Source organism: Brachyspira aalborgi (genome assembly GCF_008016455.1).
GTDB classification, from domain to species: domain Bacteria; phylum Spirochaetota; class Brachyspiria; order Brachyspirales; family Brachyspiraceae; genus Brachyspira; species Brachyspira aalborgi.
The window spans coordinates 800,434-825,249 of record NZ_SAXU01000001.1 but is presented as its reverse complement, the minus strand read 5'-3'; the positions used below and the strand labels follow the sequence as shown (position 1 = coordinate 825,249).

The following is a 24,816-nucleotide window of genomic DNA, read 5'->3' as shown; positions in this document are numbered from 1 at the left end:
AATAAAAGGAGAATTAAAATGATAAAAAAATATTATGACGCAGATTGTAATTTAGGGCTATTAGACAATAAAACTGTAGCCATAATGGGATTTGGAAGTCAAGGACATGCGCATGCTCAAAACTTAAAAGAAAGCGGCGTTAAAGTTATAGTAGGATTAAGAAAAAATAGCGCTAATTTTAAGAAAGCTGAAGAAGCGGGCTTAAAAGTTATGGAAGTTGAAGAAGCCGCAAAATCTGCGGATATCGTTATGATGCTTGTTCCTGACGAAGTTTCAGCCGACATATATAACAATCAAGTCGCGCCTTATATGAAAGAAGGAAATATATTAATGTTCGCTCATGGCTTTAATATTCATTTTCAATTTGTAGTTCCTGCAAAAAATATAGATGTTATAATGGTTGCGCCTAAAGGACCTGGACATACCGTTAGAAGTCAATATTTGGAAGGTAGAGGAGTTCCGAGTTTAATTGCCGTTTATCAAGATTTTAGCGGAAGAGCGAAAGATTATGCTTTGGCTTATGCAAGCGGAATTGGAGCGGGAAGAGCGGGAATATTAGAAACGAGTTTTAGAGAAGAAACGGAAACGGATTTATTCGGAGAGCAAGCGGTTTTATGCGGAGGCGTTACCGAGCTTATGAAAGCGGGATTCGACACTTTGGTTGAAGCTGGATACGAACCTGAAATGGCTTATTTTGAATGCATACATGAAATGAAGCTTATAGTCGATTTAATATATTCTGGAGGTTTTGCTATGATGAGATATTCAATTTCAAATACTGCCGAATATGGAGATTATAGAACGGGTAGAAGAATGATAACGGAAGAGACGAGAAAAGAAATGAAAAAAGTTTTAAGAGAAATTCAGGACGGAACTTTCGCAAGCGAGTTTATGCAAGAGTTTAGCGCAGGAAGAAAGGCAAAATTTAACGCTACAAAAAGAGTGGAAAGCGAGCATAAATTAGAAAAAGTCGGAGCGGAATTAAGAAAAATGATGAGTTGGATTAAAAAATAATATTTAATTTATCGTTTTATATGCGAGGTTTAAAAATGAGAAAGATTAAAATTTTTGACACTACTTTAAGAGACGGCGAGCAATCGCCAGGTTGCACAATGAATTTAAACGAAAAATTGGAGATGGCTTCTGAATTGGATAAATTGGGAGTCGATGTAATAGAAGGCGGATTTGCAATTTGTTCGGACGATGATTTTAAAGCTATAAAAGAAATTAGCAAAGTCGTAAAAAATTCAAAATTGGCAAGTTTATCTAGATGCAATAAAAAAGATATAGATAGAGCTTACGAATCTTTAGCCGAAGCAAAACATCCGATGCTCCATATATTTATAGCGACAAGCGATATTCATTTGAAGCATAAACTTGAAATGACGAGAGAGCAGGTATTGAAAGCTATAAAAGATTCTGTTTCTTATGCAAAAAAGAAATTTGATTTTATAGAATTTTCCGCCGAAGATGCATCTAGAAGCGATAGAGAATTTTTGGCAAAAGCTTATTCTATCGCTATTGAAAACGGAGCTACTACGATAAATGTTCCAGATACTGTCGGTTATTCTACGCCTATTGAAATGGCTGATTTGATAAAATATTTAAAAGAAAATGTTAAAGGAATTGATAAAGTAGATATATCCGTTCATTGCCATGACGATTTGGGACTTGGAACTGCAAATTCTCTTTCTGCAATTTTGGCGGGTGCTACTCAAGTGGAATGCACTATAAACGGAATTGGAGAGCGCGCTGGAAATGCGAGTTTGGAAGAGATAGTTATGGGAATAAAGACGAGAAAAGATTTTTATAACGCTTATACTAATATAAATACAAAAAGAATATATAAAATATCAAAATTATTATCTACAATATCTGGTATGGTTGTCGCTCCTAATAAGGCTATAGTCGGTTCAAACGCATTCGCTCATGAAGCGGGAATTCATCAACATGGCGTATTGAAAGAGAGAAGCACTTATGAGATAATGAATGTCGAAGATATAGGAATTCCTCAAAATAAAATGGTTTTGGGCAAACATTCAGGCAAGCATGCTTTTAAGGATAGAGTAAAATCTTTAGGATACGATATTGATAAAAAAACTTTGGAAGAAGCTTTTATAAGTTTTAAGAATTTAGCCGACAAGAAAAAAATTGTCACAGATTCCGATATCGAGGCTTTGGTAATAGGAAGCGGTAGCGTTATGGAAAATCCGACTTATTCCTTAAAAAGTTTTGTAGTCAATTCGGGAAGCGATATTTCTTCTTTGGCTGCGGTTTCTATACTTTATAACGATAATAATGTAGTCGAAGGAATAGCGAAAGGAAACGGACCGATTGACGCCGCATTTTGCGCGATAGATTCTATAACTTCAAACAGAGCGAAATTAACTACTTACAGCATAAACGCTATTACTGAAGGAGAGGACGCTTTGGGCGAGGTTATAGTAAAACTTTCGGATGGAAAAGATAAAATGGTTATAGGAAGAGCGGTTAGCACAAATGTTATTGAAGCGAGTTTAAAAGCTTATGTTAATGCCCTAAATAAGTTATAATAAAATAATAAATAAAAATTAAATTATAAAAAGGATTATAATATGACTATTACTCAAAAAATTTTAGCGGCTCATTGCAATGCAGAAAAAGTTGAAGCGGGAGAGCTTATAAAAGTAAAAACCGATTTGGTATTGGGAAACGATATAACGAGTCCCGTAGCGATTAACGAATTTGAAAAATACGGATTTAATAAAGTTTTTGATAATGAAAAAATCGCTTTGGTTATGGACCATTTCGCCCCAAATAAAGATATAAAAGCCGCAGAACAATGTAAACAATGCAGAGACTTTGCAAATAAATACGATATAAAACATTATTACGATGTTGGCGATATGGGAGTAGAGCATGCGCTTTTGCCTGAAAAAGGTTTAATAGCGCCTGGAGAGTTAATAATTGGAGCGGATTCCCATACCTGCACTTATGGAGCTTTTGGGGCTTTTTCTACGGGAGTGGGAAGCACGGATATGGCGGCTGCTATGGCTACGGGAGAGGTTTGGTTTAAAGTTCCTTCGGCTATTAAATTTAATTTGAAAGGAAAATTAAAAAATAATGTTTCGGGTAAAGATGTTATACTTCATATTATCGGAAATATCGGAGTTGATGGAGCTTTATATAAATCGATGGAATTTTCGGGAGAAGGACTTAATTCTTTAACTATGGACGATAGAGCATGCATTTCAAATATGGCAATAGAGGCGGGCGCTAAAAACGGAATATTTGAAGTCGATAATCAGACTGTAGATTATTTAAAAGATATAGTTAGTAGAGATTATAAAATATTCAAAGCCGATGAAAATGCGATTTACGAAAAAATTATAGATATAGATTTATCTTCTATGGAACCTACGGTTGCATGTCCGCATTTGCCCGAAAATACTAAAGAAGCTAAAGAGCTTAAAAATATAAAGATAGACCAAGTAGTTATAGGTTCATGCACAAACGGTAGAATTTCCGATATGGAAACGGCGGCTAATATTTTGAAAGGTAAAAAAATAGCTAAAAATGTTAGATGCATTATAATTCCAGCCACTCAAAAAGTGTATAAAGAATGCATTAAAAGAGGTTATATGGATATATTTATCGATTCGGGATGCGCGGTTTCTACTCCGACATGCGGACCTTGTTTAGGCGGATATATGGGAATACTCGCTCATGATGAAGTTGCCGTTACGACTACGAATAGAAATTTTGTAGGAAGAATGGGAGATAAAACTTCAAAGGTTTATTTGGCAAGTCCAGCGACTGCGGCTTATAGCGCATTAACGGGCTATATAACCGAGCCAAAATAATTATTATAATTTATTAAAAAAGGAGTTAATTAAATGAAAGCTAAAGGTTATGTTCATAAATACGGAGACAATATCGACACGGATGTCATTATTCCAGCAAGATATTTGAATACCGCTAATCATAAAGAGCTTGCATCTCATTGTATGGAAGATATAGATAAAGATTTTGTTAATAAAGTCCAAAAAGGCGATATTATTGTAGGAGGCGAAAATTTCGGATGCGGTTCTTCGAGAGAGCATGCGCCGATAGCAATAAAAGAATCGGGAATTTCTTGCGTTATTGCCTCTTCTTTTGCTAGAATTTTTTATAGAAATTCAATTAATATTGGGCTTGCAATTTTAGAATGCGAAGAAGCGAGCAAAAAAATTGTAGATAATGACGAAGTGGAAGTCGATTTTGATAACGGAATAATAAAAAATATTACTAAAAACGAAATATATAAATCCGAGCCTTTTCCAGAATTTATTAAAAATATTATAAACTCAAACGGGCTTTTGAATTCTATAAAAAACGGTTGATTATTATGAATAAAGAAATTAAAAAAATAGAAAAAAATATTGCGGTTATCAAAGGAGACGGAATAGGTCCAGAAATCATTGAAAAAGCTATAGAAATATTAAAAAAAATAGAAAAAAAATATTCGCATAAATTTAATTTGGAATATGTCGATATGGGCGGATGTTCGATTGATAAATATGGAATTCCTTTAACTGACGAAAATTTAGAAAAGTGCTTAAAATCGGATGCAGTTTTGCTTGGTTCGGTTGGCGGTTATAAATGGGATAATGTAGAGCCAGAAAATAGACCCGAAAGAGGATTATTAAAACTTCGTAAAGAAATGAATCTTTATGCAAATATAAGACCGACAAAAATTTTAAAGCCTTTGGAATATGCATCGCCTCTTAAAATAAATGAAAACGATTCTATAGATTTTATTATAGTTAGAGAACTTACGGGCGGAATATATTTCGGCAAACATTCTTTTGAAACTGTCAATAATATTAGGCAGGCAAGCGATATTATGATTTATAGAGAAGACGAAATAAAAAGAATAGGAAAAGTCGCTTTTGAGATGGCTAAAAAAAATAAAAAAAATATTGTTTCGGTAGATAAGGCTAATGTTTTATATTCTTCAAAATTATGGCGAGAGATTATGAACGATTTGTCTAAAGAATATAAAGAGATTGAATATAAAGATATGTATGTCGATAATGCGGCAATGCAATTAATAGCTAATCCTTCGCAATTTGGAATTATAGTAACAGAAAATATGTTTGGAGATATACTTTCTGACGAAGCGAGTATGTTAACGGGTTCGATTGGAATGTCGCCTTCTGCAAGTTTATCGGATAATTCTATCGGAATGTATGAGCCTATTCATGGTTCTGCGCCCGATATCGCTAGAAAAGATATTGCAAATCCAATAGGCGCTATTTTATCTTTATCTATGATGTTTAGATATTCTTTTAATTTATTAGAAGAAGCGGAAGATATTGAGAATGCGGTTAATAAAACTATTGAAGAAAATTATAGAACAATAGATTTAATTCCAAAAAATATGGAATTATCATATAAAAAAGTCGGATGTTCTGAAATGGGCGATATTATAATGTCAAAAATTTAGATTTTTTTTAATTTTTCGCTTGACAATTCGATTTTTATTAACATACTATATAGTATATAGAAAATAATTAAAGGTATAAGATAAGTGGAATACAAAGAAAAAGATATTATTTCGGATTTACAAGAAGATAATAAATTGCTTTTATCAAAAATTGAAGTTTATAAAGAAGAGATAACAAAATTAAAAAATAAACTTGAATACGCCCAAAGATTTTTTGTTTTGTATGAAAATATTATGGAAAATTCAAGAAAAGAAAATAAGCAGTTAACCGAAAAAATTAAAGAATTGGAAAATCAAATTAAATTAAACAAAAAAGATTAAATAATGATTAATATTTTTTTTCCTTCTAATAACGATAAAAATGAAATATTTATAGCCTCTTCGTCTAAAGGGCAAAATATAAAGGCTTCTGAAATTACGGAAGAAAAAAGAAAAGAAATTGAAATTGATTTTTTTAATAAAATTAATTTAGATATGAATAAAGCTATTTTTATGCATCAAGTTCATAAAGATAATATTGTAAAAATAGACGAAACTAATAAAAATATTTATAGTAAAGAAAATCCCGTTAAAGAAACTGACGCTTTAATTACAAATTTGAAAAATGTTCCTTTGGTAATTCAAACCGCCGATTGTCTGCCTATAATATTATATTGTAAAGAAAGCAAATCTATGGCTGCGATTCATTGTAGCTGGCGAGGAATAGTTCAAAAAATAGTTCCTAAAACTATAGAATTAATGAAAAAAGAATATAATATTGACGCGAGGACAACTTACGGATATATAGGAGCGCATATATTTCAAAAAGATTATGAAGTAGGCGAGGAGGTAGCGATTCATTTTAGAGCTAAAAGAATTATAAACGGAAAATGGCATACAGATAACGCTATGGAATCGGTTTTACAAATGATTGATAGCGGACTTTTTGAAGAAAATATTGAAGTATCGAATTTAAATAGTTATAATGAAATGTTTTATTCTTATAGAAGAGACGGAAAACAAATTGGGAGAATTTTAACCGTTGGAATGATAAAGTAAGAGAAAATGATTTTTATAAAATTATTTGTTCTTTTTCGGTATAAAAAATAACAAATAAATTTTGAATACTTCTTTCAAAAGTCTCACAAAAAACAAAAAGAATATTTTTAATAACTTCTAAAATTACTCAATTACTTGAATAAGCGCTTAATCCTATTTTCATTAACACTTCAAGAAAATTATCTATATTTATATTTTCTAATTTTTTTATTTTTCCTTCGTCTTCCAAATTATCTAATTTATCGTCAATATCGTTCATTATATCGTCTCTTATGGATTTAATATCTTGCCAATCAGGTTTGTTGCTTTTTTCTTTAAATAATTTATCAACGAATAATGAAAATTCTATTAACGCTTCTTTGTAGTTTATATATTTTTCGGCATTATCGTAAATCGCTCTTGCGCATTTATTATCTCTTATTCTTTCGTCATATTTAAGATTTTCTTCTTGATTTTCGCCCCTCATTTCAGATTTTATTTCCAAAGCTTCTTTTAAAAATTCTTCTTCAGTTATTCTCTTGCTCTCGTAATCTTTTATTATTCTTTTTATTTTTTCTGAAAGTTTTTCGTAGAAAGCGGGATTTTCCTCCATTTTTTCTTTTATCATATTACTTGCCGCGTTTAATATCGCTTCTGCTTTATCTTTATCGTTTTCAAAAATTTCAATTTCTTTTTCAAGCTCTTCGCTTAATATATTAGGAATTTTATTAAGAACTTTTACTTCTATCTCCGTTCCTATAAATGTGTCGTAAAGCTTTTGCATTTTCGCTTCATATTCTTTAAAATCTATAGCTTCGTTATATTTTAATCTTAAACTTTTTCTTAATTCTATGCAGTTTTTAAATAATTCTTTGTAAAAATTTATTTCCTCTTCGTTAAAACTTTCTAAAAAATATCCGCTAAACTGACAAATATTTAATAACTTTGAATAGTTTGAAAATAGTTTATAAAATTCTTCTCTCTTTTCTTTTTCGTATAATAAATCTCTGCATAAAGATAATTTATCTTTTTTATTTGATTTTAATTCGGGTAAAAAATTTATTAATTTATTGCATGATTCTTTAAACTCTTCTATTTTTTCTTTTAAGTTAAAAATCGCATCCTCTATATCTTCAGAATCATAATTTGCAAGTTTATCGTATTTATTTAAAGCCAAATCTAAATTTTTTAATAAGCCTCTATAATCGATTAATATTCCAAAATCTTTTCCTTCACAAGTTCTATTTACTCTCGCTATTGCCTGCAAAAGCGCATGGTCTTTCAATTCTTTATCCATATATAAAACTTGAGCTTTAGGCGCGTCAAATCCCGTTAAAAGTTTATCGACAACTATAAGTATATCGATATTTCCGTCTTTAAATTTCTTTATTATCTCTTCCGTATATTTTCTTTCGTTATTTGCATATTTTCCGTAAAGCTCATTCCATTTTTTATAAACATATTTTTTATTTTCAGAATTTTCATCCTCTTCGTTTTCTGTAGATTCGGAGGATATAATAACTTCGGTTTCTAAATTATGATATGCGTCAAAAATTTCTTTCATTTTCAAAGCCTGATATTTGCTTGAAACTGCAAGCATAGCGTTAAAATTAGTATTCTTTAAATTCTTATCATAATGATTAAATATATCGCTAGCCAATTTCATTAGTCGATTATAATTTTGATTTATAGTATTTTCCGTAACTCTTTTATTTTGCAAATCGCTTTTTTGTTCTTCGGTAAAATCTTTTGTTATTAATTCGTATCTTTCGTCTAAACTTTTTTCGTCTAAAATCTTTAATTTTATTAATCTGCTTTCATAATACAAAGGCACGATTACTTTATCTTTAAGTCCGTCTCTTATAGTATAACAGTCGATAAAACCGCCGAATTTTTTAGCAGTGCTTTTTTCCGACTTATATAAAGGAGTTCCCGTAAAACCTATATAGCATGCGTTTGGGAAAACTTTTCTCATTTTATTTGCCAAATCTCCATATTGCGTTCTATGACTTTCATCAACCAAAACGAATATATCGGGAGAATCGATTTTTATTTTTTCTTCAAACGCTTTTTCAAATTTATTTATTACGGTTGTTATTACCGATTTATTATTTTTTATAAGTTCGGTTAAATGTTTTCCCGAATTTGCCTTATTAACCGATATAGAAGTATTTTGAAAAGTTTTGCTTATCTGTTCGTCCAAATCAATTCTGTCGGCTACAACTATAACTTTAGCTCCGTTTATTTTTCTTGATATAATTTTTGTAAGCATTGCCATAGTTAAACTTTTTCCGCTTCCTTGAGTATGCCAAATAACGCCTCCGTCTCTTTTTCCGTCTTTTATATTATTTATTCTTTTAATAGTTTTTTTGATTGCAAAGTATTGATTATATCTCGCTATTTTTTTAACCATTCCGTCAAATATTATAAAATATTCCAAAATATCTAAAAATCTTTCTTTTTTAAAAAGCGAATATATAGTTATATCAATTTTATCTAATTTTCTATCTTTTATAATTTCGCTCAATTCTTTTTTTATTTTTCCATCTTCTTCTTTATCTTTCCATACGGAATAAAATTCTTTGTTCGTTCCTGCAGTCGCATATTTTACGCTTTCGTCATTTGCGCATAATAATAATTGAGAGAATTTAAATAACTCTCTAATCTCGCCTTCGTTTTGATTTCCAATCATTTGTTCTATAGCGTTTTCTATACTCACGCTCGCTTTTTTAAGTTCTATTATTCCAAGAGGAATTCCGTTTATAAATACTATTAAATCAGGTCTTTTAGTTTTTTCTTTTTCTTCCGTATTTTGTCTCTTTACTTCAAATTCTTCTGTTATATGAAAAGCGTTATTTTTAATATTATCAAAATCTATATATCTTATATTAAAACTCTCTCTTTTATTTCCAACATTTTCTTTATAACCTTCGCCTTTTAAAAGTTTTTCGGTTATCTTTTCGTTAGCTGACAAATAGCCGTTTATTAAAGAAACATCTAAATCTTTTATAGCTTGTTTAATATTTTCTTCGGAGAATTTATATTTTTTATCGTCATAAACAAAATAATTAAATTCGTTCATTTTATTTGCAAGAATATTTTTAAGTAAAACATTTCCTTTATTGTTTCCTCTTTCTTTAAAAGCTTCTTCACGGCTTAAATATTTATAGCCCATTTTTTTGAATAGTTCAATAACTTTATCTTGCAAAAATCTTTCGCTATATTCTTTTGGCATAGTTAGTCCTGATTTTAAATATTTTAATAAAGCGTTTATAAATCAATATATATAATTTTCTAATTCCTTAATAGTTTTTGTTATTAATTTTCCTTTATTTTCCATCTCAAGAGCTTCGTCAAGATATTCGTTGGATTTTATTAATTTCATAACTCTTGAAATATTTTCTTCGGGCATTTTGTCTATAATTTGAATTAACTCTTCTTTAACCGTCATAAAATTTCCTCAAATTAAAATATTTTAGTTTTGCAATATATTTCTTTCTTCAAAATAAAGCGAAATAGCGTTTTTAAGTTCTTTTAATGCTTCTTCTTCCGTTTTTCCAAATGCGCTTATCGAGTCAAGCTCTTCGGCTATCGCAATATATCCTTCGTCCTCTTCGCTGAAAAATATTTTTATCGTATATTTCATAATTACTCCTCAAGATTATATTTTTTTATAATATTTAAAAATTGTTTAATTTGATAAGGTTTAACTTCTCCGTTGACATTTTGTATATTTAGCAATTCTTTAACTCCAATTCTATAATATAATCTATGGCTTCCTCTTTGTCTTTTGCATACAAATCCAAAATATTTTAATATTGAGCAAAAGTCGGCATATTCAATATTTTTATTATTATTTTTTAGTTTATTAATAATTTCTTTTTTATTCATAATATATATTAATTATATAATTTAAGATTATAAAATCAACTATTAATTATTAGCGTTTTATAAATTTTGAATTTGTATAATAACGATAACTAAATATAAACCGTCTATATATGCAAATATTTTTCCTATAAAATAAAAACATACAATATATTGCGGATATTTCAAATAAATTTAATGTCAATATTAAAAATATTTTTTGTCGATATATTAAGAATATATTATTGATATTATAATATTAAACTATATAATATAATTAAAAAAGGAGTAATTAAAAATGGGTTTATTTAAATGGCAAGAAGATATAAACGATATGTTTAACAATCCTCAAAAACGAGCTATGCTTGAAGAAGGAGTTAAATTATTAAATGAAATTAACGATAACCAAAAAGAGATATTAAAAGAATTAAAAGAAATCAATAATAAATTAAATTCTAAAGAGGAAATAAAATGAATGTAATAAGAATTCAAATAACCGAAGAAGAATACAAAATGGGCGTTTTAGTTACAAGTTTTTTATGTAATCTAAACCGATACAATATAATAAACGATAACGAATTAGACGAACTTATAAAATATTTTGCCGAAAAATACGCTAGAGAATGTAGAGAACGCAAGAAAAATAAATAATTTTAATTGTCAATCGACATTTAAGAAAATTAATTTTAAAAATTAGTTTCATTAATAAATGAATTTTATTAAAATTGGATTGCACGCTAAAGCAACAAATCTACTCCAACAACCTAACCTCGCCAGACAATAATTTTTGCATAGCTCCTCTCTTCATTTCCTTAATCAATTCTTTTTGCTTTTTCAAATTATCAATTTCTTCATCAAGCAAACTTAAATATCTGCCTATCTTTTCTTGCTCTTCAATACTCGGATATGGAACTAATATATCTTTGCAAGCTTTAAATTTAATTTGTTTACCATACCTAATACCTTCCGCATAAGGTCTTAAATCTTTAATAAATTTGAAACTTTTAAAATAATATTTATAAAAATAGTGAGCCATTTCTATTTTAGGTTTTAATACGGTATATGCTGGACTTATAATTCCTTCATAATCGGAATATTCAAATCCGCTTTGAAACGACATTAAACTTATAACAAAACAACCTTTTTTTACTAATTTATAATTAGATAAACTTTCTTTTTTTCTTATTATTTTTCTTTCCGTCAAACTATTAGGTATAACTCCTTTATCTATCGTAGAAGCCAATATTATTTTATCTTCGTTATTCTTTTCTTTAAAATTATCAAACATATCGCCAAGTTTAACTATTTCCCATTCGTTCTCAAAACCTTTAAATCTTGCTTCGGGAATATTTTCGCCTTCTTTACAAGTCAATAATTTTTTAGCAATTCCTCTTTTAAATCTTTCTTTTTCTTCTATTAGTTTAATTGTATTTTCTAAATATGCGTCAATTTTTGAAAGTGCGGATGCAATGCGTTTTTGTTCGTCTAATGGAGGAATAGGAATTTTTATTTTTTTTAAATTTTTTCGATTTATTCCATAAACCGATATTCCTGTGGCTACTTTACAACATTCTTTATGCACATTATGATTATAAAAAATATATCCTTTATAACCATCTGCAAAATAATTTCCTTTATCTCTTAATAAAAGGGTATGTAAGCCAGATACGAGTTTATACGATAAGTTTTTAACCTCAACGCTTGAGCATATTCCTTTATAATCTTCCGAAACATCAACTACTATTAAATCTCCGTTTTTTACTAACTCCAATTTATTAATATATTTAGAAAGTTTGTTCTCAGAAATTTTAGGCAAAGATATATTTTTACAATCTAATTTATGTTGGTAATATTTATGTATATCTCCGTAATGCAAATAAGAAATATTAGAATTATTATCCAAATCTTTTCTTGCATTAGTATAATTTTTTCTAATTTCAAATACTTCTTCAATATATTTTTCTTCCCAGCCGTCAGGTAATTTATTCATAAATTAATTATATAATTTATATGTTTTATAGTCAAATATTATATTTTTAGGATAAGCTAGAATTTTTATAATTTAATAAAATGATAGTTTATTATTTTAATTTTAATGGTTTTAATTTAACAAGTCAAATTAATTTTATTCATTTATTATAGTTTTTCAATTTCGTCTATGGTTAAGCCTGTGATTTCGCTTATAAGGTTAATGTCTAGGTTTTTAGTTTTCATTGATTTTGCCATTGAGTATTTTTCATCTCTTATTCCTTCAAGTTTACCCATTTTTATACCTTCTTCTATTCCTTCGTCAAAACCGTCTTCTCGCTCTCTTCTTAACATCATTTTTTGCCCAACTAAAAACGCTTCTCTAGCTGCATACGCTCGCATCATTTTATCATCCGAAGTAAATTTTCTGTATTCTTCAATAACTTTACTCATAATTTGATTCTCCTCCTTTAGCTCTTCTTCGATTAATTCTAAATTATCGCTTGTAAAAAATTTCATCCAACTTAATAATCTGTTTTTCTTTAATTCCTCTTTAGTTGAATTTTTAATTATTTCAATAAATCTTTTTACTTCTAAAATATGAATTTGAATTAAATCTAAACTTATATTTAAATCTTTTGTATCAATCAATTTAAAACATCTGTGAGCCTTACCTTTATCTCCGAATTTTAAATTAAAATCTAATAAATTAATGCTAATAATTTTTTGAACATTGTTATAATTTTCGCCTTCTTGGCGTCTGCCCGCTGTAAGCGTCACTTCATTGACAACATTTTTTGAAATATAATAAAAAATTCTTTTAAGAAAATCCATATTTCCGCAAAGTTGAAATTCTATAATCACAGTTTCATTATTTTTTGTTTTTGCTTTAATATCAATTATCGACTCTTTAAGTTCAATATTTTCTGACAAATTGAATGGGTCAATTATCTCTAAATCTTTAACTTCCTCAAAATTAAATTCTCTTAAAGTGGAATTTACCAAATCGGTTAATAAATCTTCGTTTCCGTTTTTTCCGAGTAAATATCGTGCAAATAAATCACTTAATTTGTATACTTCTTCATGTTTCATAATTATATTATAACAAAATAATTTTATTTGTAAAGAATGTAAAATTATTTATGTTTATCTTAATTATAAATTTCATTTAAAGTTTTTATTTTATTAATGTAGATTTTCAATATTTATTAATTTTGTAAGTTTATATATTTTTTAATAAAGTAAGTCTAAATATTTAAAATAATTTAACAAAAAATACTTGTTTTATAATTAATTATATATTATTATATAAGCATTATTTTTAATAGGAATATATAATGACAAAGAAAAAAGACAGAATCATAACATTTATTTTAGTTTTAATAATTATAATTTTAATCAATGCGATTATTAATCAATTTAATCCTTCTTTGGATTTAACGAGAGATAAAGTTTATTCTTTAAGTAAAGAAAGTAAAACTCTAATAAAAAATATAAAAGAGCCTATGAGCGTGAAGTTTTTTATAACTCCAAATCTTCCGCCGCCTTTTTCAACTTACGAAAAATATGTAAGAGATATCTTTGAAGAATATAAATCAAAAAATATAAGTTTTGAAATTATAGACGCTTCAAAAAATCAGTCTTTGGCTAATCAATATGGAATTAGCTCAAGTCAAATTAGCGTATTGGAGAGAGACCAAACTCAAACTAAAGTCGCTTATATGGGACTTGCCTTTTTGTATGGAGATTCTATCGAAACTATTCCTTTTATAGAATCTACGGAAGGATTAGAATATAGAATAGACACAGTTATAAGAAAAATGATTGATAAAAACGATAAATTAAAAAGACTTGAAAATAATTTAAATGTTTATTATATATCTTCGCCTGAAATTTACGGACTTCTTCCGATTGGAGCTGCAAATTTAGTTCCAGAATCAATAATGCAAGCCGTAAACGAAGCGAATAAAAATTTAATGAATAAAGTGGTGTTCACTAATATAAATATTGTAAACTCCGAAGACGAAATTAATAACGAAGAATTATTAAAAAAATTAAATATAAAAAAATTAGAGTGGGAAGATATTAAAGACGAAAAAGGAAACATAGTGGCAAATAAAGGAAGCGGTTATTTTTCATTATTTTTAGAAAACGGAGACGATATAAAAGAATTATCAACGGCTTCAATTTTATACGGCGATTTTTCCGCAATCAAAGACGATATATTAAAAAATATTGACGGTATGCTTGGAATAAAAGCGACTGTAGGATATATAACGGGACATGGAGAGCCTCCGTATTTCGACATTCCCGAACAATACGGCGGAAATCCAAACGATAGATATAATAGTTTTACGGAATATTTAGGCGAAATTGAAGCGAATTATAATTATCAAGTTATAGATACAACAAAAGAAGATATTCCTTCAAATATAGACGCTTTGATAATAGCGGGCGGTAAAGTTGAATGGACTGAAAGCGAATTATATAAACTAGACCAATTTATAATGAGAGGCAAGCCCGTTTTATTTATGATTAGCGGAGTAGAAATGGATGAAAATAATCCTAATTCTCCAATATATGGCGAGCCTGTTTTAGTTCCCGTTACAAACGGATTAAATAATATGATTCAAAATTATGGTTTAACTGTCGCTACGAATATGGTTTTTGACGAATATTGTTATAGAAGTAGAAGAGAGCAAAACGCACCAGAGCAGATGGTATATTATGTTCCCGCAATAGCTACGGAAAATATAAATCCTAAAAGCGATATAACTAAAAGTATAAACGCCATTCTTGTTCCGATGGTTTCTGAAGTTTTAATTAATACGAATATAGACGGATTAAAAATAACTCCTTTATTTCATACAAGCGTTAAGAGTTGGACTGAAACTCAAAATATTTCATCTTCTATGTCTGGAGCGCCATCGGATGCAAACAGATTATATAGAAGATTAATAGGAGCGGTATCCGAAGGAAAAATGGAAAGCGCTTTTTTAAATAAAGATATTCCTAATCAATCGGATTTGGCAAATATAAATAGAATTAATTCTACTACTGACGGAAAAATAATACTTATAGGTTCTTACGACATAGCTAAAAATAGCGCATATACTGTGAATAGAATACTTTTAATGAATTTAGTCGATTATATGGCTGGCGATGTCGGACTTATGAGCATAAGAAGAAAGGGAGCTATATTTAATCCGCCTTATAAAGGTTTAAACTTATTCGGCGTTATTATAAATCCCGAAATTTCTAAATTATTAGTTAGAATTGTAAATATAATTATAGTTCCTTTAGCTGTTATAGTATTCGGACTCGCTTTATGGAATTCGGACAAAAAACGAAGAAAGAAAATATTTGAGAAATTCAATAATGCCGAAAAAGAATAACACGATATTTATATGCGATAATTGCGGAGAAACTACGATTAATTGGATGGGAAAATGTCCGTCCTGCAATTCTTGGAATACATTAAAACCTTTCACAGAACCGCAAGAAAATAATAATATAAAAAATATAAGAGAGAGAAATTCCGAAGGAAAGGCTTTACTAACTTCAATAAAAAAAATTAAAACGGGAGATAATGTTAGAATATCTACTGAAATAGAAGAGCTTAACGGAGTGCTTGGCGGAGGATTAGTGCAAGGAAGCGTTATTTTAATCGGAGGCGAGCCTGGAATTGGAAAATCTACTCTGCTTTTGCAAGTCGCTTCAAATATATCAAAAAAAGAAAAAGTATTTTATTTTACGGGCGAAGAATCTTTAGAGCAAATAAAATTAAGAGCGGATAGATTAAATATAATGAATATAAACGATTCGGATTTTTTAATTTCTTCAGAATCAAATTGCGATAATATTGTAAATACTCTTATGGAAGAAAAACCAAAACTTGCGATAATCGATTCCGTTCAAACTATATATACTTCTTCAACAAATAGTATAGCAGGCTCTCCCGCTCAAATTAAAAACTGCGCTTGGGCTTTAATGCAAATAGCAAAATTAAAAAACATAACTATATTTTTAGTCGGACATATAACGAAAGAAGGAACTATAGCGGGACCTAAAATATTAGAGCATATAGTAGATTGCGTTTTATATTTTGAAGGAGACGATAAAGGAATATATAGAATTTTAAGAGCGGTAAAAAATAGATACGGTGCAGTTGATGAAGTCGGAATATTTGAAATGACAGAAAAAGGATTAATGGAAGTGAGCGATGCATCGAGAGTTTTTACTAAAGGAATTAACGAATCGATATTTGCAGGAAATGTTATAACTCCCGTAATTGAAGGAAGCAGAGTTTTTTGCGTTGAGCAAGAAGCTTTGGTTGGCAGTAGTTCTTTCGGTTATCCAAGAAGATTAACTATGGGATATGACCAATACAGACTTTTAATAATAATAGCGATTCTTGAAAAACGAGCGCATCTTAATTTGTCGAATCAGGATGTTTATCTTAATATAGCAAATGGACTTAATGTAAAAGAAACGGCGAGCGATATGTCGGTTGCAATGGCTATAGCTTCAAGTATGTCGGGAATTGCAATTCAAAGAACAACCGCTTATATAGGAGAGTTAGGACTTTCGGGTGAAGTTCGTCCCGTTAGATTTATAGAAAGAAGAATAAAAGAGATGAAAAAATTTTCTCTTAAAGAAGTTTATATTTCAAAAAGAGCGTTAAAAGAAATTCAAAACTCAAAAACTATTGAAGGAATAAAAGTTATAGGAATAGAGCATATTTCAGAAGCGGTTAAAAGACTTGGAATAAATTAAAATATTTTTATAAACTACAAAATTTAAATAAAATTTTTATCAATTCAATTTTATCTTTTGCGATTATTTTTTGATTTATTTCTTCCTCTATTATTACCGCGATTAGAATTATTTTTATTATTCTTTTTATTTTTGCTTTTTCTAATTTTATTAAAAAAATCTTTACCGTCAATTATATTCTCTCTATCAAATGAATTATCAAACTCGTCAGATGGAATAAAATCTATAAATAATTCTTTAAGATTAACTTTATAAACCGTTATTCTTATTTTATCGCCCAAAGTAAACCATTTGCCGTTAGCTTCGCTATAGGCAGCTTGTTCTTTTTCGTCAAATCTATAATGCGATTTTAAAATTGCGTATCTTATAAGTCCTTCTATTCCTCGCTCTTCTATTTCCACGAATATTCCGAATTTCGTTATTCCGCTTATTATTCCGTTATATTCGTTTCCAACTTTATCTTTCATAAACCTAACGGATTTTACTTTATTTAAAGCTCGCTCGCATTCTATAGCCACTCTTTCGGTTTTTGAGCATGACAAAGCGGCGTTATTAAACATTTTCTGCATTGAAGGTTTAAGAGTTTTTATATCTTCTTCCAATACTAATTTTAATAATCTATGAGTGAGCAAATCTGTATATCTTCTTATCGGCGATGTAAAATGCGTATAATATTGAAAGCCAAGCCCAAAATGTCCTATATTATTAATATCGTAAACAGCCTGTTTCATAGAACGCAAAAGTAAAGTGAGAAGTAATTTTTCGTCCGCCTTTCCCGTTATATTTTCCATAAAAGATTGAAAATCAAAATTTCCTTCATTGTCTTTTACTAATTTATATCCTCTGTTGTAAGCGATTCTATTAAATGTGTCCAATTTTTCTTTATCGGGAGAATCATGAACTCTGTAAATAGCGCCTTTTATATTTTTCAATTTTTTAGCGACTTCGCAATTTGCCAAAAGCATTAACTCTTCTATTATTTTATGCGTTTCTTTCCTTTCGGCGATAAAAAAGTCTTTCGGATTTCCGTCTCCGTCAAGTATAATTTTAGTTTCGTTTAAATTAAATTCTATACTTCCGTTTTCAATTCTTTTTTTTAATAATATTTCTTTTATTTCATTTGCTTCGGTTAATAATTTTTTTAGCCATTCTTCGTCTTCTTCAATTTTGTCTAAAATATCTTGAGCGTAATCGTAGGTTAATCTTCTGTCGGATTTTATAACGCTTTTATGAAAACTGCTTTCTCTAACATTGCCTTTATTGTCAATATTTATAAAAACCGTCATAGCAAATCTGCTAACTCCTTCATTTAAAGAACAAATTCCGTTTGAAAGTTCATGCGGAAACATTGGATAAACTTTATCTATCAAATAAACGCTATTTCCTCTCTTTCTCGCCTCTCTGTCTAAAGCGCTTCCAATATCTACAAAATGACTCACATCTGCAATATGAACTCCGATTTTATAACCATCGTTTAATTTTTCTACGCTTATCGCATCGTCAAAATCTTTTGAATCCGCTCCGTCTATAGTTATAGTTTTTAAATCTCTTAAATCTATTCTGTCAAATTCTAAAGGTTCGTTTTCCAAATTATCGGGCAGTGATTTTGCTTCCTCTAAACATTTTTTATTGAATTCAATCGGAATATTATAAGCTTTTGCTATTAATTCGGCGTCTTTTTTAGGATTGTTTATATCTATCTTTATATCGGGTTTTGGAATAGATTTCTTAATATCCGTTTTTTTATCCAATTTTTTTTTAACTAAAATTTTTTTATTTGAATTTTTATTATATTTAATTGATTTTTTTTCTTTATTAGATTTATCGTTATTAACTTTATTCTTTTTACTTTTACTATTTTTCAAATTTTAATTATCCATTTTTATTATTTTTTTAATATGCTATTAATTATAGAATAATATTTTATAATGTCAAATAATTTTTTTAATAGAATAATTGACATTTTAAATTAAATATTATACATTTTATTAGATAAACCGATAAATTTTATAAAATATATTTTATAAATGCACAAATAAAGAGGTATGATTAAAAAATGAGAAAATTAATTTATAAAATTCCAATTATGTTTGCAATTGCAATTATAATAGCCACTTCTTCAAGCATAATATTATCCAACGCTTTTTATATAAAAACTTTTAATACAACTTTAAATGAATATAAAATGCAATTAAATAATGAAAATGTTTCAAATAACGAATTAAAAGATAAAGTTTATATTCCATTAAAAAGAACGATTTTATTTTCCATAATAGTCGGATTAATTATAGTAATCTCTCTTACGATAATGGCGATAATTTTTACAAAAAGGCTAACTTCTTATTTGAACGAAGCTTTAAGAGTTTCGCATTTATTATCCGAAGGAGATATTAGTTTTAAAATTTCCGAAAAATTTTTAAGTAGAAAAGACGAAATTGGCGATATAATAAGAAGTTTAAATAATGTTGTCGATGTGTTAAAAGGAATTATAAAAACTGCAAATTTAAATATAGATTTGACAAAAAGAACGGCTTATTCCTTGACTTATTCTAATAAAGATTTATTACAAAGGACAACGGAACAAACTTTACAATTAGAAAAAACCGCCGAAGCTACGGAAGAGATTTCAGGAACTATAAAAAAGTCCGCAGAAAACGCGGGTTTAATAAATCAAATGATGAAAGAAGCTAAAGAATCTGTCGATAGAGCGGGAAATATAATATCCGAAACGGTTAATAATACGGAAGAAGCTTTTGAATATAGCGAAAAAATAAGCGGACTTGTAAAATTTATTGAAGATATAGCTTTTCAAACTAATTTGCTAGCGTTAAATGCATCGGTTGAAGCTGCAAGAGCGGGAGAGCATGGAAAAGGTTTCGCCGTAGTCGCTTCTGAAGTTAGGAATTTAGCTCAAACGACTCAAAGCTCCGTTCATGATATAACTTCTTTTATTTCGGGAAGCAATGAAAGAGTAAAGAAGGCTACAGAATCGGCTAATTTTTCAAGAGAATTATTTGCAGATATTGAAAATAAAATTTCAGAAACTACAAAATTAATATCCGATATGCATGATATAACTAAAGAGCAAATGATTGGAATAGGAAATATTAATAAAGCTATGACGGATATAGATTTGAGGAATCAAGAAAATGACAGTTTAGTCGGTTCTATGGGAGAATCTTCAAAAGAGCTTGAAAGTCAAATGGAAGAATTATTTAAAGCTATGAGTTTTTTCCAAATAGGAGCGAGAAAAATTGAATGGCTTGATAAATATAACACTTTAAATAAAACTATAGACTCGCAACATATTAAAATAATAGAATACGCGAATAAAGTTCATAACGCTTTATATAGCGGAAATAAAAAAGAAGTTGACGAAGCTTTTAAAGGAGCTATCGAATATACAAAATTCCATTTTTCAGAAGAGCAGAAAATACAAGTTCAACATAAAGATAAATATCATAAAGTTAAAGAGCATTTTGGAGAGCATAGAATGTTTGAAAATAAAATAGACGAACAATATAAAAAATTTCAAAACAGCCTCGATTGGCGTAAAGTTGCCGAAGATTTTTCTCACCTTTTGGAAAAACTTTTAATAGAGCATATCGGAGTTTGGGATAAAGAATTTGTAAAAACTGCAGGAATTCAGAATTCTTAAATTATTTTCATTGAATAAGATTTTATAATTAAATATTGCATATTATTTTACAGTCATTGAGAATATTTAGCCGCAAAATAGTCGGGCAAAAGTTAAGCAATCAGCCATTAATAAAGTTAAATTTTAAAATATAATTTTATTAATTTTAGATTGTTAAATACTTGATATATTTTTTTTAATATTGTATAATTTGCCAATATTTAAAAAATAAATAACCGAACTAAAAATTTCGGAATATAGGCGATTAACGGAGATAAATTCTTATGAAGAGAAGAGAAGAGAAGAGAAGAGTATTACGCTTTTAACTAATATTTTATCATTCAAATTATTAATTGCATTATTATCAATATTATTATTTTTAATTAGTTGTAAATCTAACGAAAATCCCAACACGCCTGAAAAACCGCCAAGAAAAAAACATGAACTTGAAGGAACTTGGGTAGGTTATGACAAAAAAGATAAGAATTATAAACTTAAATTTAAAGTCGATAGCGATGGAAATATAACTTTTTATCCAAAACCATATCCATATATTATTAGTCCCGGTAATACTAATTTACGCAATTATCTCTATATTGGAAAAGTTAAAACCAACGATATTGTTTACCCTTATACTAACGATGTAACTTGCGATTTATTGAATCGGATTGGGGAGGAAGATGGAAAATTTGTATTTAGTAACCAATCAAATTGCACTGCCAAATATAATAGAATAGACGCTGGCAATAATCCATATATTGAGATAACTATAATTACAAATGGAACGAATATAACAACGAATACAAATAATGTAGGGGGTTATCTGGGTTTAGCAGGAGTCACTGTAGAATTTACAAAACAATAATTTATAAATAAAATATTTAAAATATTAATTATAAAAGGCATAGCTTTGCTCGTTAAGGCTCGCAATAAGAAAAATATTTTTGACATTTTATACTTGCTTTTATATAATTTATAAATAAAAAATAATATAGGTTTATAAATGATTAATAAAGAAAATCGCTATTTCTATAACGCTTTAAGCAATATTCAAAATCAAAATTACGAAAAAGCTATTGAGGATTTGATTAAAGTAATTGAATTAGACGAAAAAAATTTAGACGCATATTATAATTTGGCAAGAGTTTATTACGATATAAAATCTTACGATAAGGCTATTGAAACTTATAACAAGTCGATTGAAATTTATCCGTATGATAGCGAAATATATTATAATAGAGCCGAAGTTTATATTGAGTTAAATAAATTTGAAGAAGCCTTAAAAGATTTAGAAAAAGCGATTTCGATAAATAAATCTTTTTCTGACGCTTATTATTTGATTTCCGTTATATTTAGAAAACAAAAAAAATATAAAAAATCAATTAAATATTTGAAAAAAGTTTTGGAGACGAACGGAGAAGATTATATAGCTTATTACGATATTTATAAATTATATAATATTTTAATTAAGCATGAAAAAGACGAAACTAAAAAAGAAAAATATTTAAATATTGCAAATAAAAGTTTGAAAAAATCTGCAAATTTAGGTTATGAGAAAGCGATTAATAAATTAAAATCTGAAAATTAAATAATTATTTTACAAATTTTTAAAAACTATTAGATATAAAAAAGCATAAATAATACCAATATAATTTTGACAAAACTAGTTTATGGTTATATAATTAAATTAATAAATATATTATTAACAATTTAGGGAAGCTAATTATGCCACATGAAAAATTAACAGATTATGTTTCTGGACAAGCAATTCCTGCTACACCAGAAGAAAAATATGCGACTCAACCATTTTCAAAAATGCTTGTTGAAGATTATGGCTATGATAAATCTATGATAATTACAAGACCTCAATTTAAGATTAAAAGAAGCCCGTCCGATAAAGTAGGTTATCCTATAGATATTTGTGTTTTCGATAAAATTAATGGTATAAAAAAAATAAAAATGATAGTTGAATGTAAAGCACCTAATGAAAAAATTTCGGATACGAGACAATTAGAAATATATATGTCGTTATCGGATTCTGAAATAGGTATTATGTTCAATGGAGTGGATAGTATATATCTACGAAAAATTAGAAATGAAAACGGGGATGTTTTTGAAAGAATACCAGCTATTCCAAAATATGGTGAAAAATTAGATGAGATAGGATTATATAAAAAGAGTAATTTAATACCAACGCATAATTTAAAAAGTATATTTAGAGAAATTCGTGGATGGATAGTTGCTAATGGTAATATTACAAGAGATGAAGATATAGCTAGCCAAATTATCTTATTAATGCTATGTAAAATATATGACGAGAGATTTACTTCTATGAAAGATAATTGCCAATTTAGAGCAACATTATCAGACACAGATGATGAAATAGAAAATAGGATTAATAAATTATTTTTAGCAACACAAAATAAATATAACGATGTTATATTGTCAACTGATACAATAGAATTCGATGGTAAAACATTAAGAGGTATAATTGGCAGATTGCAAAGGTTTAGTATCATAACAACAGATAGAGATTGTATGGCTGATGCTTTTGAAGTATTTATTAATAAATCTGTAAAAGAATCTGAAGGACAATTTTTTACTCCTAGAAATGTTATAAATGTAATAATTCAGGCAATAGATATTAAGAGAGATGACAAAATTATTGATAGTGCTTGCGGAAGTGGTGGCTTTCTTGTGGAAGCATTAAAAAAAACTTGAGAAAATTGTAAATGATGAAGGCGATATTTTTGGTTGGGATGATTCAGCTAAAAAAGAAGAAATAAAGGCATTAGCTATCAAAAATATAAGAGGTATAGAGAAGACCCATTCTTAACAAAATTGTCAAAATCATATATGGCTATTTTAGGGGACGGTAAAGGTGGAATTTTTCAATAAGATTCATTAGATTTACCAAAAAATTGGGCATCAAAAACACAACAAGAAATAAAATTAGATACTTTTGACATTTTATTAGCAAACCCTCCCTTTGGAAAAGATATTAAAGTTGAAGGAGAAGAAAAACTATCTCAATATATATTAGCTCATAAAACAGACAAAAAAGGAATTAATAAACTACAAAAACAAGGAAAGGTTTCCACTTTATTTTTAGAAAGGAACTTACAGTTAGTTAAGAAAGGAGGCAAAATTGGCATTATACTACCAGAGCCATATTTTGCATTACCTTCCTATAAAGGTGCAATAAATTTCATGTTTGAAAATAATAATATTATGTGGGTTATAGATTTACCACAAAATACATTTAGACCTCATAATAATGCAAAATGTTGCGCTATTATAATTCAAAAAGGGGAAAAGCAACAAGAGTATATAAATATGGCTGTTGCCGAATATATAGGGCATGACCATCAAGGAAGAGTAATCTATAATGCAGATAAAACTATTAAAGATGATACTTCGCAAATTATAAAAGAAATTAATGAAAGGCAAAAGAATAAAAGAAAGCTTATTAATAAATACGATAGAAAATTAACATTTAAGATAAAAGCTGATATAGTAAAAGAAAAAAATATTTTAGTTCCTAGATTTTATTGGCAAGCTAAATTAGATAGGGTTATAGAAAAAGCAAATAAGAATAATATTGAGCTAATATCTATGCAACAATTAATAGATGAAAAAATTATTGAAAGTTTTGATGGACATGGTTCTCCAAAAGGAGAATTAAAAGGACTTGGTGATGTCCCATATATAAGAGTTAAAGATATTGTTAATTGGCAATCGTATATAGATGTTACTTCTTTAATTCCAAGAGACGAATACGAAAGAATATTCAAAGAAAATAAAGAATTGAAACCGAGAGACATTCTATATGTTAGTAGAGGTAGCTATCGTATAGGTAGTGTAGCGATGGTATCGCCATACGATACGGAGATTTTATTGACAAGAGAAATTATTATTATTCGCATAAAAAAAGAAAATAATCAATATGGTATATCTCCTGAATATCTACTATATGCTTTATCTCATAAATATGTATGGGAACAAACTGAAAATAAAGTATTTTATGAACCTTGTTACCAAATATAGCAGAAAGATGGAAAGAATTAATGATTCCCATATTTAA

At 28.3% G+C, this 24,816-nt stretch carries 22 protein-coding genes; 15 read left to right on the top strand and 7 right to left on the bottom strand.

The window, feature by feature from the left end; genetic code table 11:
• Positions 1–18 precede the first annotated feature (18 nt).
• From ilvC to EPJ79_RS03670, 7 genes are all read left to right on the top strand, one after another.
• Positions 19–1,014, top strand: coding sequence for a ketol-acid reductoisomerase (ilvC, locus tag EPJ79_RS03700; protein WP_021958468.1), 996 nt, complete (start codon positions 19–21; stop codon positions 1,012–1,014).
• A gap of 35 nt (positions 1,015–1,049) precedes the next feature.
• The gene (locus EPJ79_RS03695; protein WP_147526585.1) at positions 1,050–2,552 is read left to right on the top strand and encodes a 2-isopropylmalate synthase; all 1,503 of its coding nucleotides are present in this window, start codon (positions 1,050–1,052) and stop codon (positions 2,550–2,552) included.
• 42 nt (positions 2,553–2,594) lie between these two features.
• Positions 2,595–3,842 (top strand): 3-isopropylmalate dehydratase large subunit, encoded by a 1,248-nt coding sequence (gene leuC / locus EPJ79_RS03690; RefSeq protein WP_147738483.1) that lies wholly within the window; start codon positions 2,595–2,597, stop codon positions 3,840–3,842.
• A 33-nt stretch (positions 3,843–3,875) separates the two neighbouring features.
• The gene (gene leuD / locus EPJ79_RS03685; RefSeq protein WP_147735776.1) at positions 3,876–4,361 is read left to right on the top strand and encodes a 3-isopropylmalate dehydratase small subunit; all 486 of its coding nucleotides are present in this window, start codon (positions 3,876–3,878) and stop codon (positions 4,359–4,361) included.
• Positions 4,362–4,387: 26 nt separating this feature from the next.
• A complete protein-coding gene (gene leuB / locus EPJ79_RS03680) occupies positions 4,388–5,467 on the top strand; it encodes a 3-isopropylmalate dehydrogenase (protein WP_147739601.1) in 1,080 nt (359 codons plus the stop codon).
• Between the two features lie 84 nt (positions 5,468–5,551).
• Complete coding sequence (locus EPJ79_RS03675; RefSeq protein WP_021958473.1) at positions 5,552–5,788, top strand: hypothetical protein; 237 nt, start codon at positions 5,552–5,554, stop codon at positions 5,786–5,788.
• Positions 5,789–5,791: 3 nt separating this feature from the next.
• Positions 5,792–6,505 carry a purine nucleoside phosphorylase YfiH/LACC1 family protein gene (locus tag EPJ79_RS03670; RefSeq protein ID WP_147738482.1) on the top strand — a complete coding sequence of 238 codons (714 nt, stop codon included), beginning with the start codon at positions 5,792–5,794 and terminating at the stop codon, positions 6,503–6,505.
• 127 nt (positions 6,506–6,632) lie between these two features.
• On the opposite strand, the gene EPJ79_RS03665 is transcribed toward EPJ79_RS03670, so the two are convergent.
• The 4 genes from EPJ79_RS03665 to EPJ79_RS03655 are packed head-to-tail and all read right to left on the bottom strand — an operon-like array spanning position 6,633 to position 10,375.
• Entirely contained in the window at positions 6,633–9,719 is a 3,087-nt protein-coding gene (locus EPJ79_RS03665) for a type I restriction endonuclease subunit R (protein WP_147738480.1), read from the bottom strand.
• Between the two features lie 42 nt (positions 9,720–9,761).
• Positions 9,762–9,935 (bottom strand): hypothetical protein, encoded by a 174-nt coding sequence (locus EPJ79_RS11650; protein WP_167497313.1) that lies wholly within the window; start codon positions 9,933–9,935, stop codon positions 9,762–9,764.
• A 24-nt stretch (positions 9,936–9,959) separates the two neighbouring features.
• Positions 9,960–10,130, bottom strand: a complete 171-nt coding sequence (locus tag EPJ79_RS03660) for a type II toxin-antitoxin system HicB family antitoxin (RefSeq protein ID WP_147532007.1) — start codon at positions 10,128–10,130, stop codon at positions 9,960–9,962.
• Between the two features lie 2 nt (positions 10,131–10,132).
• Complete coding sequence (locus EPJ79_RS03655; RefSeq protein WP_147738479.1) at positions 10,133–10,375, bottom strand: type II toxin-antitoxin system HicA family toxin; 243 nt, start codon at positions 10,373–10,375, stop codon at positions 10,133–10,135.
• 274 nt (positions 10,376–10,649) lie between these two features.
• Between EPJ79_RS03655 and EPJ79_RS11510 the strand changes: the two genes are divergently transcribed.
• Entirely contained in the window at positions 10,650–10,826 is a 177-nt protein-coding gene (locus EPJ79_RS11510; protein ID WP_021958478.1) for a hypothetical protein, read from the top strand.
• Positions 10,823–11,002, top strand: coding sequence for a hypothetical protein (locus tag EPJ79_RS03650; RefSeq protein WP_147528676.1), 180 nt, complete (start codon positions 10,823–10,825; stop codon positions 11,000–11,002). Before EPJ79_RS11510 ends, EPJ79_RS03650 begins: the two co-directional genes overlap by 4 nt.
• Before the next feature lie 100 nt (positions 11,003–11,102).
• Here EPJ79_RS03650 and EPJ79_RS03645 read toward each other — a convergent pair whose 3' ends face one another.
• The gene (locus EPJ79_RS03645; protein WP_147738478.1) at positions 11,103–12,341 is read right to left on the bottom strand and encodes a restriction endonuclease subunit S; all 1,239 of its coding nucleotides are present in this window, start codon (positions 12,339–12,341) and stop codon (positions 11,103–11,105) included.
• 146 nt (positions 12,342–12,487) lie between these two features.
• Positions 12,488–13,411 carry an Rpn family recombination-promoting nuclease/putative transposase gene (locus tag EPJ79_RS03640; RefSeq protein ID WP_147738477.1) on the bottom strand — a complete coding sequence of 308 codons (924 nt, stop codon included), beginning with the start codon at positions 13,409–13,411 and terminating at the stop codon, positions 12,488–12,490.
• 245 nt (positions 13,412–13,656) lie between these two features.
• Here EPJ79_RS03640 and EPJ79_RS03635 point away from each other — a divergent pair, with 245 nt between their 5' ends.
• On the top strand, positions 13,657–15,714 hold the full coding sequence (locus EPJ79_RS03635) for a GldG family protein (RefSeq protein WP_147738476.1): 2,058 nt from the start codon (positions 13,657–13,659) through the stop codon (positions 15,712–15,714).
• On the top strand, positions 15,698–17,095 hold the full coding sequence (radA, locus tag EPJ79_RS03630) for a DNA repair protein RadA (protein WP_147739600.1): 1,398 nt from the start codon (positions 15,698–15,700) through the stop codon (positions 17,093–17,095). Before EPJ79_RS03635 ends, radA begins: the two co-directional genes overlap by 17 nt.
• Before the next feature lie 50 nt (positions 17,096–17,145).
• Here the strand turns inward: radA and EPJ79_RS03625 are convergent, their stop codons facing one another.
• The gene (locus EPJ79_RS03625) at positions 17,146–18,960 is read right to left on the bottom strand and encodes a ribonuclease R family protein (RefSeq protein WP_147738475.1); all 1,815 of its coding nucleotides are present in this window, start codon (positions 18,958–18,960) and stop codon (positions 17,146–17,148) included.
• A gap of 191 nt (positions 18,961–19,151) precedes the next feature.
• Here EPJ79_RS03625 and EPJ79_RS03620 point away from each other — a divergent pair, with 191 nt between their 5' ends.
• From EPJ79_RS03620 to EPJ79_RS03605, 4 genes are all read left to right on the top strand, one after another.
• Entirely contained in the window at positions 19,152–20,753 is a 1,602-nt protein-coding gene (locus tag EPJ79_RS03620) for a methyl-accepting chemotaxis protein (RefSeq protein WP_147738474.1), read from the top strand.
• Between the two features lie 982 nt (positions 20,754–21,735).
• A complete protein-coding gene (locus EPJ79_RS03615) occupies positions 21,736–22,320 on the top strand; it encodes a tetratricopeptide repeat protein (RefSeq protein ID WP_147738473.1) in 585 nt (194 codons plus the stop codon).
• Positions 22,321–22,457: 137 nt separating this feature from the next.
• Positions 22,458–23,453 carry an N-6 DNA methylase gene (locus EPJ79_RS03610; protein ID WP_147738472.1) on the top strand — a complete coding sequence of 332 codons (996 nt, stop codon included), beginning with the start codon at positions 22,458–22,460 and terminating at the stop codon, positions 23,451–23,453.
• A 225-nt stretch (positions 23,454–23,678) separates the two neighbouring features.
• Positions 23,679–24,779, top strand: coding sequence for an Eco57I restriction-modification methylase domain-containing protein (locus EPJ79_RS03605; protein ID WP_147738471.1), 1,101 nt, complete (start codon positions 23,679–23,681; stop codon positions 24,777–24,779).
• The last annotated feature ends 37 nt before the right edge of the window (positions 24,780–24,816 follow it).